This is a genomic window from Escherichia sp. Marseille-Q3837 (genome assembly GCF_916618735.1).
Lineage (GTDB): Bacteria > Pseudomonadota > Gammaproteobacteria > Enterobacterales > Enterobacteriaceae > Escherichia > Escherichia ruysiae.
In genome coordinates this window covers 2529526-2544406 of the sequence record NZ_CAKAKC010000001.1, presented here as the reverse complement: position 1 = coordinate 2544406, position 14881 = coordinate 2529526, and the positions used below count along the sequence as shown (strand labels likewise).

The 14881-nt window shown below is 50.4% G+C and carries 13 protein-coding genes; 10 read left to right on the top strand and 3 right to left on the bottom strand.

All coding sequences use genetic code 11. The features are described 5' to 3' along the window. Positions 1 to 9 precede the first annotated feature (9 nt). Entirely contained in the window at positions 10 to 948 is a 939-nt protein-coding gene (fruK, locus tag LG381_RS11885; protein WP_000091270.1) for a 1-phosphofructokinase, read from the bottom strand. Next, positions 948 to 2078 carry a fused PTS fructose transporter subunit IIA/HPr protein gene (gene fruB, locus LG381_RS11880; protein ID WP_000487271.1) on the bottom strand — a complete coding sequence of 377 codons (1131 nt, stop codon included), beginning with the start codon at positions 2076 to 2078 and terminating at the stop codon, positions 948 to 950. The genes fruK and fruB overlap by 1 nt, the downstream gene beginning before the upstream one ends. 367 nt (positions 2079 to 2445) lie before the next feature. Between fruB and setB the strand changes: the two genes are divergently transcribed. Next, the gene (gene setB, locus LG381_RS11875) at positions 2446 to 3627 is read left to right on the top strand and encodes a sugar efflux transporter SetB (protein ID WP_225762446.1); all 1182 of its coding nucleotides are present in this window, start codon (positions 2446 to 2448) and stop codon (positions 3625 to 3627) included. Here the strand turns inward: setB and LG381_RS11870 are convergent. Then, entirely contained in the window at positions 3624 to 3878 is a 255-nt protein-coding gene (locus tag LG381_RS11870; protein ID WP_024165195.1) for a YkgJ family cysteine cluster protein, read from the bottom strand. The genes setB and LG381_RS11870 overlap by 4 nt on opposite strands. A 154-nt stretch (positions 3879 to 4032) precedes the next feature. Here LG381_RS11870 and yeiP point away from each other — a divergent pair, with 154 nt between their 5' ends. The 9 genes from yeiP (at position 4033) to LG381_RS11825 (ending at position 14880) form a co-directional block, all read left to right on the top strand. Further along, positions 4033 to 4605 carry an elongation factor P-like protein YeiP gene (gene yeiP, locus LG381_RS11865; protein ID WP_001136827.1) on the top strand — a complete coding sequence of 191 codons (573 nt, stop codon included), beginning with the start codon at positions 4033 to 4035 and terminating at the stop codon, positions 4603 to 4605. 223 nt (positions 4606 to 4828) lie between these two features. Next, positions 4829 to 6295 carry a mannitol dehydrogenase family protein gene (locus LG381_RS11860; RefSeq protein ID WP_222680273.1) on the top strand — a complete coding sequence of 489 codons (1467 nt, stop codon included), beginning with the start codon at positions 4829 to 4831 and terminating at the stop codon, positions 6293 to 6295. Between the two features lie 117 nt (positions 6296 to 6412). After that, on the top strand, positions 6413 to 7399 hold the full coding sequence (yeiR, locus tag LG381_RS11855; RefSeq protein ID WP_222680272.1) for a zinc-binding GTPase YeiR: 987 nt from the start codon (positions 6413 to 6415) through the stop codon (positions 7397 to 7399). A 38-nt stretch (positions 7400 to 7437) separates the two neighbouring features. Beyond that, complete coding sequence (gene lpxT / locus LG381_RS11850) at positions 7438 to 8151, top strand: Kdo(2)-lipid A phosphotransferase (protein ID WP_010347233.1); 714 nt, start codon at positions 7438 to 7440, stop codon at positions 8149 to 8151. Positions 8152 to 8562: 411 nt separating this feature from the next. Further along, positions 8563 to 9129: a bifunctional murein DD-endopeptidase/murein LD-carboxypeptidase gene (gene mepS / locus LG381_RS11845; RefSeq protein WP_000241011.1), complete on the top strand. Its 567-nt coding sequence runs from the start codon at positions 8563 to 8565 to the stop codon at positions 9127 to 9129. Between the two features lie 178 nt (positions 9130 to 9307). After that, positions 9308 to 10864, top strand: a complete 1557-nt coding sequence (locus LG381_RS11840; protein WP_225762445.1) for a cyclic di-GMP phosphodiesterase — start codon at positions 9308 to 9310, stop codon at positions 10862 to 10864. A gap of 81 nt (positions 10865 to 10945) precedes the next feature. After that, positions 10946 to 12760, top strand: a complete 1815-nt coding sequence (locus LG381_RS11835) for an extracellular solute-binding protein (protein ID WP_222680270.1) — start codon at positions 10946 to 10948, stop codon at positions 12758 to 12760. After that, positions 12761 to 13855: a microcin C ABC transporter permease YejB gene (locus tag LG381_RS11830; protein ID WP_000501604.1), complete on the top strand. Its 1095-nt coding sequence runs from the start codon at positions 12761 to 12763 to the stop codon at positions 13853 to 13855. It begins immediately after the preceding gene. Continuing rightward, on the top strand, positions 13855 to 14880 hold the full coding sequence (locus tag LG381_RS11825; RefSeq protein WP_000088916.1) for an ABC transporter permease: 1026 nt from the start codon (positions 13855 to 13857) through the stop codon (positions 14878 to 14880). The genes LG381_RS11830 and LG381_RS11825 overlap by 1 nt, the downstream gene beginning before the upstream one ends. The last annotated feature ends 1 nt before the right edge of the window (position 14881 follow it).

The following is a 14881-nucleotide window of genomic DNA, read 5'->3' as shown; positions in this document are numbered from 1 at the left end:
CTCCTGCTGTCAGTTAAAAGGTTGTAAGTCGACGCGCGCCATCATTGCGGCCAACTGCGGACGATCGGTAATACCCACATTGCTTTGACTGACCGCCAGGGCTGCAACAGCCGTTGCCAGACGCAGTGTGTGTTCACTGGATTCACGCATCAGCAAGCCATAAATGAGGCCGCCAACCATGGAATCCCCTGCGCCAACAGTGCTTACGACATCGACTGACGGTGGTTTGGCGATCCATTCGCCGGAGGCATTAACCCAAAGCGCGCCTTCGGCACCCAGTGAAATGACGACATGCGCGATACCTTGTTCACGTAGCGCATGTGCAGCTTCAATGACATCTTTCATTTCAGGCAGTTTACGGCCTGCCCAGATTTCCAGCTCGCGACGGTTAGGTTTCACCAGCCACGGTGCCGCTTTCAAACCTGCCACTAATGCTTCGCGGCTACTATCAAAGATAATGCAAGGACACTGACTACGCAGGCGAGTCATCCAGTCGGTGAATGCTTCCGGGCTGACGCCTGACGGTAAACTGCCGCTGACACAGACCATATCGAACTGACCGAGCCAGCTCAGAGAATCAGTCACAAAGCGTTCCCAGTCTGCTGGAGTGACTTCAAAACCCGAGAAATTGAGGTCAGTAACTTCGCCGTCTTTTTCCGTCAACTTAACGTTAATACGGGTACGCCCCTGTACAACCTGGAAACGGTTGGCAATGCCCAGCTCGCTGAACAGTTGCTGAAATCCGTCCTGATTGTCTTTACCCAGAAAGCCGCCAACGGTGACATCAATACCCAGATCTTTCAGAACTTTGGCAACGTTGATACCTTTACCCGCCGCATGAAGACCGGTGGTTTTCACCAGGTTCACTTCGCCGCGTTCAATTTCCGGGCAGAAACCAACAAGGTCATACGCCGGATTGAGGGTGATCGTAGCAACACGTCTGCTCATTACGCGCCCTCCCCAAGACCTGCGGCGATGGCGTCGCCAATTGCCTTCAGTGCCTGTTCAGCATCCGCCCCCTGGGCGGTAAAGCGCAGGCGATGACCTTTCTTAACGCCAAGTGCCACAACTTTCATCAGACTACGTCCGTTTGCCGGTTTGCCGGTGCCATCAAGGTTTGTCACGGTAATATCACTGTTAAATTGTTTAATGGTATTGACCAGCATGGTGCCTGGACGAGCATGCAGGCCGTGTTCGTTGCGCACCACAAACTCCGCGCTTAACACGTCGTCAGTCGGCGCATCATCGCTGGTCAGCAGTGCCAGCAATGTTGCCGCATCCGCTTTCAGCAAACGGTCAGCTTTATTGTCGAGTAACAGATCGGCGAGACGCTTAAGAACCGCGACGGGCTGATCGTCATTCATTGCCACACTCACCAGCATGGCTGCCGTTTCGCCCTCCACATCAAAAGCATTTGCCGCGCGGCTTACCGCAATCGCGCTACGCAGGTTGCCTTCGGCGCTATCGCTCAGCCAGATGCCCTGTCCGAGATTCAGAGGTTGTTCATTGATGGCTTTAGTGACGAAGGTGGCGTCAACGGCACCCGCTTCTTTCAGACGTGCAGCGTTCAGCGCCTGCAGAGTCAGCAGATCGCTGGCGACAATATCCAGCGTCAGCATTTCGTTATCGAGTTTCAGCTGCTCACTCTGCTTTTCGCCCATCAGCAATGCGCGAAGTTCTTCTGCTGTCGTTGCTGACTTCAGTTGTTCAGCAACGGAATCATCGCTTAGCACGTGGGTCAGCTGGCGCAGCAGGCCCAGGTGTTCGTCCGAGCTGGCGGCAATACCGATCGCCACGTACGCTACCTGACCGTCACCCCAGGTGACGCCTTCCGGGAACTGAAATACCTGAACGCCGGTTTTCAGCACCTGATCGCGGGTGTCGGTGGTGCCGTGAGGAATAGCAATACCATTGCCGAGGAACGTTGAGGTTTGCTGCTCGCGCGCCAGCATGCCATTGACGTAGCCTTCAGCTACATTACCGGCCCGCACCAGCGCCGCAGCGACCTGGCGAATCGCCTCTTCTTTGTCTCCGGCCTTTTCGCCCGGATGGATGTCCTGTACGGATAACTGGAACATAGTTCTCCTCTCTTGCTGAATTGAAACGATTCAGCTTCTATGAGAAAAAAAGCGCCAACCTGGCTTACGGTTAAAGACAAGATCGCGCTGAAACGTTTCAATAAAGCATAATACTTCTGTTTCAGCACGCAAGGGAAGCTGTAAATTTATGACCAAAATTTTGATGTGCTGCACAATTTTTTGTCATTTTTCCTAATTGCTGACGGGAAAACTCGTTGCCAGCAATTTCATTTCAGCAGCGTCAGCAGACAATCAACAAGAGTGAAATGGCATTTTGATTATTCGTGGCGAGTTTGATTTCACTGACTGTTTATTTTCTGACAAGCAGCGTAAACTCCGCGTCTCCATCTTTCAGTGATCGACCAGCATGCATAACTCCCCCGCAGTCTCCAGCGCGAAATCGTTTGACCTGACATCGACGGCGTTTTTAATCGTTGCCTTTCTCACCGGTATTGCGGGCGCTCTGCAAACCCCGACGCTCAGTATATTCCTTACCGATGAAGTGCACGCCCGTCCGGCGATGGTGGGATTCTTCTTTACCGGCAGTGCTGTCATCGGGATTCTGGTGAGTCAGTTTCTCGCCGGACGCTCTGATAAGCGTGGCGATCGTAAATCACTGATTGTCTTTTGCTGCCTGTTAGGCGTGCTGGCCTGCATCCTTTTTGCCTGGAACCGCAACTACTTTGTTTTGCTGTTCGTTGGTGTCTTTCTTAGTAGCTTTGGCTCTACCGCCAACCCGCAAATGTTTGCTCTCGCCCGTGAGCACGCTGACAAAACCGGGCGTGAAGCGGTGATGTTCAGCTCTTTTTTACGCGCTCAGGTTTCGTTGGCATGGGTCATTGGTCCGCCGCTGGCTTATGCCCTGGCGATGGGGTTCAGCTTTACGGTGATGTATCTCAGCGCAGCAGTGGCGTTTATTGTCTGCGGCCTGATGGTGTGGCTATTTTTACCGTCGATGCAAAAAGAGGTTCCGCTGGCAACCGGCACGGTTGAAGCGCCGCGCCGTAATCGTCGCGATACGCTACTGCTGTTTGTCATTTGTACGTTGATGTGGGGGTCAAATAGCCTGTACATCATCAACATGCCGCTATTTATTATCAACGAATTGCATCTTCCCGAGAAACTGGCGGGCGTGATGATGGGAACCGCCGCAGGCCTGGAAATCCCGACCATGTTGATCGCGGGTTATTTTGCCAAACGTCTGGGTAAGCGTTTCTTAATGCGCGTTGCCGCCGTGGGTGGCGTCTCTTTTTACGCAGGTATGCTGATGGCGCATTCACCTGTCATTCTGTTGGGCTTGCAGCTGCTGAATGCTATTTTTATTGGCATTCTGGGTGGCATCGGGATGCTCTATTTTCAGGATCTGATGCCCGGTCAGGCGGGTTCAGCAACCACGCTCTATACCAATACCTCGCGTGTGGGCTGGATCATCGCGGGGTCAGTGGCGGGCATAGTCGCCGAAATCTGGAATTATCACGCCGTGTTCTGGTTTGCGATGGTGATGATTATCGCCACTCTGTTCTGCTTACTGCGGATTAAAGATGTTTAAGGCGCGGTCAGTATTTCCAGATCGATAAGCCAGGTCATCGCCTGCTGACGCGTGTTACCGCACATTTCAGCACTGGCTTGTAAACCTGCGCAAACTTTCGGACGTAGCGGCGATGTAAAAATTTTACAACGTTGCTGTTCATCAAGCTGAATGCAGGGCGTATTGGCGGGCTTGCCATCTGGCATACCGGGTATAGGGCTGGAAATTGAAGGGGCAGTGCAACACGCCCCGCAACCCGGACGGCATTCCATACGTTGTTCTCTTAAGGTTAACCACCGGATTGATGAGCGCGCACAGTACCACCTTTTTTGCACCAGCAAAAGTGCGAATACCACTTGCCTGAAAGGCTCGTCGCGAGTAGTTTGACGCGATATTTTTGACATTTTCGATAACAGGAATTTTTCGATGCCAAGAGCGAACGAAATTAAAAAAGGTATGGTACTGAATTACAACGGCAAATTGCTGCTGGTTAAGGATATTGATATTCAGTCTCCCACCGCCCGTGGTGCCGCTACGCTGTACAAAATGCGTTTTTCTGATGTCCGTACCGGGCTGAAAGTGGAAGAACGCTTCAAAGGCGATGATATCGTTGACACCGTAACGCTGACCCGTCGTTACGTTGACTTCTCCTACGTCGATGGCAACGAATATGTCTTTATGGATAAAGAAGACTATACCCCGTATACCTTCACTAAAGATCAGATCGAAGAAGAGCTGCTGTTTATGCCGGAAGGCGGTATGCCGGATATGCAGGTTCTGACCTGGGACGGTCAACTTCTGGCGCTTGAACTGCCGCAAACCGTTGATCTGGAAATTGTTGAAACCGCACCGGGCATCAAAGGCGCGTCTGCCAGCGCCCGTAACAAACCGGCGACATTGAGCACCGGTCTGGTCATTCAAGTACCAGAATACTTAAGCCCAGGCGAAAAAATTCGTATCCATATCGAAGAACGCCGCTATATGGGTCGTGCTGACTAACTTCAGCCAGATATCAGAAAAGGGATGGCTCAGACTGTCCCTTTTTTAATTTATTATACCAATCTTCTATTTTGCGCTTCCTGAACATCGTTCTCCCGCAATATTCACCACTAAATTGATCGCCCTCACACTTCATCGCATTAACAATCCAGACCAATTTCAATTGCTGTCATATAACTTTACACTGTCGTTGTTAATTAATCGTTACTAAGACGTGACTCCTATGAATACAATCGCCTCCGTTACGCTCCCGCAGCATGTACACTCGCCCCGCTACGATCGGCAACAATTGAAATCTCGTATCGTTCATTTTGGATTTGGAGCCTTCCACCGTGCGCATCAGGCGCTATTAACCGACCGTGTGCTGAATGCCCAGGGCGGCGACTGGGGGATCTGTGAAATCAGCCTGTTCAGTGGCGATCAGTTGATGAGCCAGCTTCGCGCGCAGGATCATTTATACACCGTGTTAGAGAAAGGCGCAGACGGCAACCAGGCTATTATTATTGGAGCCGTTCGCGAGTGCCTGAATGCAAAACTGGATTCCTTAGCGGCGATTATTGAGAAGTTTTGCGAGCCGCAGGTGGCGATTGTTTCCCTGACGATTACCGAAAAAGGCTATTGCATCGACCCGGCTACCGGCACACTCGACATCAGCAATCCACGTATCGTTCACGATCTACAAAGTCCCGAAGATCCTCACTCCGCGCCAGGCATTCTCGTCGAAGCACTAAAGCGCCGCCGTGAACGCGGCCTTGCCCCGTTTACCGTGCTCTCCTGCGACAACATTCCCGATAATGGCCATGTGGTGAAAAACGCGGTGCTGGGGATGGCGGAAAAACGTTCGCCAGAACTTGCGGAATGGATAAAAGATCACGTCAGCTTTCCGGGAACCATGGTAGACCGCATTGTCCCGGCAGCAACAGACGAATCACTGACGGAAATTAGCCAGCATCTGGGCGTGAATGATCCCTGTGCGATTAGCTGCGAGCCGTTTATCCAATGGGTGGTGGAAGATAACTTCGTCGCGGGGCGCCCTGCCTGGGAAGTCGCTGGCGTGCAGATGGTCAATGATGTTCTGCCGTGGGAGGAGATGAAACTGCGTATGCTTAATGGTAGTCACTCTTTTCTCGCTTATCTGGGTTATCTCGCAGGATTCGCCCATATCAGTGATTGTATGCAGGATCGCGCATTTCTCCATGCCGCCAGAACATTAATGCTGGATGAGCAAGCGCCGACGCTGCGGATCAAAGATGTCGATTTAACACAATATGCGGATAAGTTAATTGCACGTTTTGCTAACCCGGCGCTGAAACATAAGACCTGGCAAATCGCGATGGATGGCAGCCAGAAATTACCGCAGCGTATGCTGGCAGGCATTCGCATACATCTGGCGCGCGGAACGAACTGGTCATTGTTGGCATTAGGCGTTGCTGGCTGGATGCGCTATGTGAGCGGTGTTGATGATGCCGGAAATGCTATTGATGTTCGCGATCCGCTTAGCGATAAAATTCGCGACCTGGTCGCGGGCAGCAGCAATGAACAACGCGTAACCGCCCTGCTTTCCCTGCGTGAAGTTTTCGGTGATGACCTGCCAAATAACCCGCATTTTGTGCAGGCTATCGAACAAGCCTGGCAACAAATCGCGCAGTTTGGGGCGCATCAGGCGCTATTAAACACTCTCAAAATTTAACGATTTCTGCGGTTAAAGCGGATGAAGCCCGTCTTCGTCCGCTCTCCCCTTCTCTTTTCTGCCTTTTTTAGCCAGGATTAACGCACAGTTAACTTATCAGAGTATTGCGGAGCCGCTGTGACCAGGACCAACCTCATCACCGGTTTTCTCGGCAGCGGGAAAACCACGTCGATTCTTCATCTATTAGCCCATAAAGATCCCAACGAAAAATGGGCGGTGCTGGTTAATGAATTTGGAGAAGTCGGAATTGATGGCGCTTTGCTCGCCGATAGCGGCGCATTGCTGAAAGAGATCCCCGGCGGCTGCATGTGCTGCGTTAATGGTTTACCCATGCAGGTAGGTCTGAATACCTTACTGCGTCAGGGAAAACCAGACCGCTTGTTGATAGAGCCAACCGGGCTGGGCCATCCGAAACAGATCCTCGATCTGTTAACCGCACCAGTTTATGAACCGTGGATCGACTTGCGCGCCACGTTGTGTATTCTCGATCCACGCCTGCTGCTGGATGAAAAAAGTGTCAATAATGAAAACTTCCGTGACCAGTTGGCTGCCGCAGACATCATTGTCGCCAATAAATCCGACCGCGCGACGCCCGAAAGCGAGCAAGCGTTGCAACGCTGGTGGCAACAAAATGGTGGCGATCGGCAATTAATTCACAGCGAACATGGGCAAATTGAAAGTCATCTTCTGGATTTATCCCGTCGCAATTTAACTGAGTTGCCTGCCAGCGCCGCCCATTCACATCAGCATGGCGTGAAAAAAGGGTTAGCGGCGTTAAGCCTGCCAGAACATCAACGCTGGCGTCGCAGTCTGAACAGCGGACAAGGACATCAGGCCTGTGGCTGGATATTCGACGCTGATACGGTGTTCGACACCATCGGCATTCTGGAATGGGCACGACTTGCACCAGTAGAGCGAGTGAAAGGCGTTATGCGCATTCCGGAAGGCCTTGTGCGAATCAACCGTCAGGGCGATGACCTGCACATTGAAACGCAAAACGTTGCACCACCGGATAGCCGTATTGAGCTGATTTCCAGTAGCGAAACTGACTGGAACGCCTTACAAAGCGCGCTGTTGAAGCTTCGTTTAGCGACCACCGCGTAAGGTTGCCTGCGTTTTTCAGTAAGATAATTAGAGAAAATATGATTAAAAATTTGCCGCAAATAGTGTTGTTGAACATTGTCGGCCTCGTGCTGTTTCTTTCCTGGTACATACCCGTTAATCATGGATTCTGGTTATCGATTGATACGAATATTTTTTATTTCTTTAATCAGAAACTGGTCGAAAGTAAGGCCTTTTTGTGGCTGGTTGCATTGACCAACAATCGCGCTTTCGACGGTTGTTCACTGCTGACGATGGGAATGTTGATGCTGAGTTTCTGGCTGAAAGAAAATGCCCCTGGCAGACGACGTATCGTAATTATTGGTCTGGTCATGCTGTTAACCGCAGTGGTATTAAACCAGCTGGGTCAGGCATTAATTCCGGTAAAACGGGCCAGCCCGACATTAACCTTTACAGATATTAACCGCGTCAGCGAACTGCTACCTGTACCCACGAAAGATGCATCACGAGATAGCTTTCCCGGCGATCACGGCATGATGTTACTTATTTTTTCCGCCTTTATGTGGCGCTATTTCGGAAAAGTCGCAGGTCTTATCGGCATTATTATTTTTGTGGTTTTTGCATTTCCCAGAGTAATGATTGGCGCGCACTGGTTTACCGATATCATTGTCGGCTCCATGACCGTGATATTGATCGGTTTACCCTGGGTGCTGTTGACGCCATTAAGTGATCGATTAATCACCTTTTTTGACAAATCACTACCGGGAAAAAGCAAACATTTCCAAAACAAATAACTCACAGTAATTAACATCATCAGGTTTATTTTTATAGTAAGGATAATCCTGATGATGCGCACGATTGCTTTCATTCATCGAATACAATGCTCATTCTTTAAGCAAATGAATAGGTTGCATGTTTTTCGCACAATCGTTCTTTAATTGACCAATCCCACTTATTAACTTTCTGTATCACTTTTTCTTATAAAAAATCATGTAAAACCGCTCGCCAAGACCGCGCCAATCGGGTAATCTCGGACTCGTTTTGCCTCGGCGTTAAATTATCCTCACAGCATATAATTTTGTGCGTTAGTCCACAGATTTGGCCTTAAGGAATTGTTTCAACATGCCCAGGTAATTAGTCTCGTGTCGCTTGGCATTTTTTATAACGATATTTATCGTTAAGGACTTCAAGGGAAAACAAACAACATGGTCAAATCTCAACCGATTTTGAGATATATCTTGCGCGGCATTCCCGCGATTGCAGTAGCGGTTCTGCTTTCTGCATGTAGTGCAAACAACACCGCAAAGAATATGCATCCTGAGACACGTGCAGTGGGTAGTGAAACATCATCACTGCAAGCTTCTCAGGATGAATTTGAAAACCTGGTTCGTAATGTCGACGTGAAATCGCGAATTATGGATCAGTATGCTGACTGGAAAGGCGTTCGTTATCGTCTGGGCGGCAGCACCAAAAAAGGTATCGATTGTTCTGGTTTCGTACAACGTACATTCCGTGAACAATTTGGCTTAGAGCTTCCGCGTTCAACGTATGAACAGCAGGAAATGGGGAAATCAGTTTCCCGTAGTAATTTGCGTACAGGCGACTTAGTCCTGTTCCGCGCGGGTTCAACCGGACGCCATGTCGGTATTTATATCGGTAATAATCAGTTTGTTCACGCATCCACCAGCAGTGGTGTAATTATTTCCAGCATGAATGAGCCGTACTGGAAGAAGCGTTACAACGAAGCACGTCGGGTTCTCAGCCGTAGCTAATAAATCGTTTGGATGCAATCCCTTGGCTATCCTGACGAGTTAACGAAAAGCACTGCTTAGGCAGTGCTTTTTGGTTTTTCTCATCCGAGAAAATGATGTTTCCACATCTTGAACCAGGCTATAGTCCCGTCATTCTTTCCTTTTAGTGTTGTCGTATTTTCAGGATATTATCGGAACCATGTTCATACGAGCTCCCTCTTCTGGACGTAAGATCCTGCTCACCTGCATTATTGCGGGCGTGATGATTGCGATACTGGTAAGCTGCCTTCAGTTTTTAGTGGCCTGGCATAAACACGAAGTCAAATACGACACCTTGATTAGCGACGTACAAAAATATCTCAATACCTATTTTGCCGACCTGAAATCCACCACTGACAGGCTCCAGCCGCTTACCTTAGATACCTGCCAGCAAGCTAACCCGGAGCTGACTGCACGCGCAGCATTTAGCATGAACGTGCGAACGTTTGTGCTGGTAAAGGATAAAAAGAGCTTCTGTTCTTCTGCAACTGGTGAGATGGACATCCCACTCAGTGAACTGATTCCGGCACTAAACATCGGCAAAGATATTGATATGGCAATATTGCCAGGCACACCGATGGTGCCCAATAAACCAACGATCGTCATCTGGTATCGTAACCCTTTATTAAAAAATAGCGGCGTTTTTGCAGCATTGAATCTGAACCTGACGCCGTATATTTTCTATAGCTATCACCAGCAAGATTTCAACGGTATCGCGCTCATTATTGGTGATACTGCGCTATCGACTTTTACGTCGCATTTGATGAACGTCCGTGAGTTAACCGGCACGCCGGTACGTGAAACCAAAATTGCAGGCCTTCCGCTGACCGTTCGGCTTTATGCTGATGACTGGACATGGAACGATGTGTGGTACGCGTTTCTACTGGGTGGTATGAGTGGAACTGTCGTTGGCCTGCTCTGCTATTACCTGATGAGCGTGCGTATGCGCCCAGGCAGAGAAATTATGATGGCCATCAAACGTGAGCAATTTTACGTGGTGTATCAACCGGTGGTTGATACGCAAACACTGCGGGTAACTGGCCTGGAAGTACTGCTACGCTGGCGTCACCCGGTAGTGGGTGAAATTCCCCCGGACGCCTTCATTCACTATGCCGAATCGCAAAAGATGATTGTACCTCTCACCCAGCATCTGTTTGAGCTGATTGCTCGTGATGCCGCAGAATTAGAAAACATACTGCCGGTGGGCGTGAAATTTGGCATTAACATCGCGCCGGATCATCTGCACAGCGAGAGCTTTAAAGCAGATATCCAAAAACTGCTCACTTCCCTGCCCGCACACCATTTCCAGATTGTGCTGGAAATTACCGAGCGCAATATGCTGAAAGAGCAAGAAGCCACGCAACTCTTCGCCTGGCTGCATTCAGTCGGCGTAGAAATTGCTATTGATGACTTCGGCACCGGGCACAGCGCGCTTATTTATCTGGAACGTTTCACGCTCGATTACCTGAAAATTGACCGTGGCTTTATCAACGCCATAGGTACGGAAACGGTCACCTCACCCGTACTTGACGCGGTGCTGACGCTGGCGAAACGTCTCAATATGCTGACAGTTGCTGAAGGGGTCGAAACACCGGAACAGGCGCGCTGGCTGCGCGAACGTGGCGTTAATTTCCTGCAAGGTTACTGGATTAGTCGCCCCCTGCAGCTGGATGATTTTATCCGCTGGCTGGAGAAACCTCATACGCCACAGTGGTAAGGTGTGCGTGCGTCCCTTATTATTCATAGTGAAAGCATGCCGGATTGCGGCTAATGATGAGTAAAAGGAAATCCGTTGCAGATGATTGTGCGCATACTGCTGCTGTTTATCGCTCTGTTCACCTTTGGTGCGCAGGCGCAGGCTATCAAGGAAAGCTATGCCTTTGCAGTGCTGGGAGAACCTCGGTACGCGTTTAATTTCAACCATTTTGATTATGTGAACCCCGCCGCGCCAAAAGGTGGGCAGATAACGTTGTCAGCCCTCGGCACCTTCGATAATTTCAACCGTTATGCATTGCGCGGCAACCCCGGCGCACGCACCGAGCAGTTGTACGACACGCTATTTACCACCTCCGATGACGAGCCAGGCAGTTATTACCCGCTGATTGCCGAAAGCGCGCGCTATGCTGACGATTATTCCTGGGTGGAAGTCGCCATTAATCCACGCGCCCGTTTTCATGACGGTTCGCCTATTACTGCCCGCGATGTTGAATTCACTTTTCAAAAATTTATGACCGAAGGCGTGCCGCAATTTCGTCTGGTTTATAAAGGCACTACCGTTAAAGCCATTGCGCCTTTAACCGTGCGCATTGAATTAGCCAAACCCGGTAAAGAAGATATGCTGAGTCTGTTTTCGCTGCCGGTGTTTCCAGAAAAGTACTGGAAAGATCACAAACTTAGCGACCCGCTCGCCACGCCTCCGCTTGCCAGTGGTCCGTACCGAATTACGTCCTGGAAAATGGGGCAGAATATTGTCTATTCCCGCGTGAAAGATTACTGGGCGGCAAACTTACCGGTAAACCGTGGGCGCTGGAATTTCGACACCATTCGCTACGATTATTACCTCGATGATAATGTCGCTTTTGAAGCATTTAAAGCCGGTGCTTTTGATTTGCGTATGGAAAACGACGCCAAAAACTGGGCCACGCGCTATACCGGTAAAAATTTCGACAAAAAATATATCATCAAAGACGAACAAAAGAACGAGTCGGCACAGGATACGCGCTGGCTGGCGTTTAACATTCAGCGTCCGGTATTCAGCGATCGCCGGGTCCGGGAAGCGATCACTCTCGCCTTTGACTTTGAATGGATGAACAAGGCGTTGTTTTACAATGCCTGGAGTCGCACGAACAGTTATTTTCAGAATACCGAATACGCGGCCAGAAATTACCCCGACGCAGCTGAACTGGTGCTTCTGGCGCCGATGAAAAAAGATCTACCGCCAGAAGTCTTCACGCAAATCTACCAGCCGCCGGTATCCAAAGGCGATGGCTACGATCGTGACAACCTGTTAAAAGCCGACAAACTTCTCAACGAAGCGGGCTGGGTGCTGAAGGGGCAGCAACGCGTAAATGCCACAACGGGTCAACCGCTCAGCTTTGAGTTATTGCTGCCTTCGAGCAGCAATAGTCAGTGGGTATTGCCGTTCCAGCACAGCCTGCAACGGCTGGGTATCAGTATGGACATTCGCAAGGTGGATAACTCGCAAATTACCAACCGAATGCGCAGTCGCGACTATGACATGATGCCGCGCGTGTGGCGAGCAATGCCGTGGCCCAGTTCCGATTTACAGATTTCCTGGTCATCGGAATATATCAATTCCACTTATAATGCACCCGGCGTGCAAAGTCCGGTTATCGACTCGCTGATCAACCAGATTATTGCCGCGCAGGGAAATAAAGAAAAATTGCTGCCGTTAGGGCGCGCACTGGATCGCGTATTAACGTGGAATTATTACATGCTGCCAATGTGGTACATGGCGGAAGACCGTCTCGCCTGGTGGGATAAATTCTCCCAACCCGCTGTGCGCCCTATTTACAGCCTCGGTATCGATACCTGGTGGTATGACGTCAATAAAGCGACCAAACTGCCGTCAGCCAGACAACAGGGAGAGTAGATGGGCGCTTATCTGATTCGCCGTCTGTTGCTGGTGATCCCAACGTTATGGGCGATTATCACCATCAACTTTTTCATCGTGCAAATTGCGCCTGGCGGTCCGGTCGACCAGGCCATCGCCGCCATTGAGTTTGGTAATGCCGGAGTATTACCCGGCGCAGGCGGTGAAGGTGTTCGTGCCAGCCATGCGCAAACGGGCGTCGGCAATATCAGCGACAGTAATTACCGTGGCGGACGCGGATTAGATCCAGAAGTGATCGCCGAGATCACTCATCGCTACGGTTTCGATAAGCCGATCCACGAACGTTACTTCAAAATGCTCTGGGACTACATCCGCTTTGATTTTGGCGACAGCTTGTTTCGCAGCGCCTCGGTGCTGACGCTGATTAAAGACAGTCTGCCGGTTTCCATCACCCTCGGATTGTGGAGCACGCTAATTATCTATCTGGTGTCGATTCCGTTAGGCATTCGCAAAGCTGTTTATAACGGTAGCCGCTTTGACGTCTGGAGTAGCGCATTTATCATCATCGGTTACGCCATTCCGGCCTTTTTATTTGCCATCTTGCTGATTGTCTTCTTCGCAGGCGGCAGCTATTTCGACCTGTTCCCTCTACGCGGCCTGGTTTCCGCTAACTTTGATTCGCTGCCGTGGTATCAGAAAATCACTGATTATCTGTGGCATATCACGTTACCCGTGCTGGCGACAGTGATTGGCGGCTTTGCGGCACTTACGATGCTGACCAAAAACTCATTCCTTGATGAAGTGCGCAAGCAATACGTGGTTACCGCGCGTGCGAAAGGGGTCAGTGAGAAAAATATTCTCTGGAAACATGTGTTTCGTAACGCCATGCTGCTGGTGATTGCCGGTTTTCCGGCGACGTTTATCAGCATGTTTTTCACCGGTTCGCTGTTGATTGAGGTGATGTTTTCGCTCAATGGCCTCGGCTTACTGGGCTACGAAGCGACCGTCTCGCGCGATTATCCGGTGATGTTTGGCACCTTGTATATTTTCACCCTGATTGGCCTGCTGCTGAATATCGTCAGTGATATCAGCTATACGCTGGTCGATCCGCGTATTGATTTTGAGGGACGTTAATGTCGCGACTCAGCCCCGTCAATCAGGCCCGTTGGGCGCGTTTTCGCCATAACCGTCGCGGCTACTGGTCGTTATGGATTTTCCTCGTCTTGTTTGGTTTGAGTTTGTGTTCTGAACTTATCGCCAACGATAAACCGTTGCTGGTGCGTTATGACGGCAGCTGGTATTTCCCGTTGCTGAAAAACTACAGCGAAAGCGATTTTGGCGGTCCGCTGGCAAGCCAGGCAGATTATCAGGACCCGTGGCTGAAACAACGGCTGGAAAATAACGGCTGGGTACTGTGGGCACCGATTCGCTTTGGTGCTACCAGTATCAACTTTGCTACCGATAAGCCCTTCCCTTCTCCCCCCTCCCGGCAAAACTGGCTGGGAACAGATGCCAACGGCGGCGATGTGCTGGCGCGCATTCTCTATGGCACGCGGATCTCAGTTCTGTTTGGCCTGATGCTGACCCTCTGCTCCAGCGTGATGGGCGTGCTGGCGGGGGCGCTACAAGGCTATTACGGCGGGAAAGTCGATCTCTGGGGGCAACGTTTTATTGAAGTATGGTCGGGGATGCCGACGCTGTTTTTGATTATTTTACTTTCCAGCGTCGTACAGCCTAACTTCTGGTGGCTGTTGGCAATTACCGTCTTGTTTGGCTGGATGAGTCTGGTCGGTGTGGTGCGGGCGGAGTTTTTACGTACCCGTAATTTCGACTACATCCGCGCGGCGCAGGCGCTTGGCGTCAGCGATCGCAGTATCATTCTGCGTCATATGTTGCCAAATGCCATGGTCGCTACCCTTACCTTTTTACCGTTTATTTTATGCAGTTCAATAACTACCCTGACCTCACTCGATTTCCTCGGCTTCGGTCTGCCGCTCGGTTCACCGTCACTCGGCGAACTGCTGTTACAAGGGAAAAATAACCTTCAGGCCCCGTGGCTTGGGATCACCGCCTTCTTGTCGGTGGCGATATTGTTGTCTTTGCTGATCTTTATTGGTGAAGCCGTCCGCGACGCATTTGATCCTAATAAGGCGGTGTAGC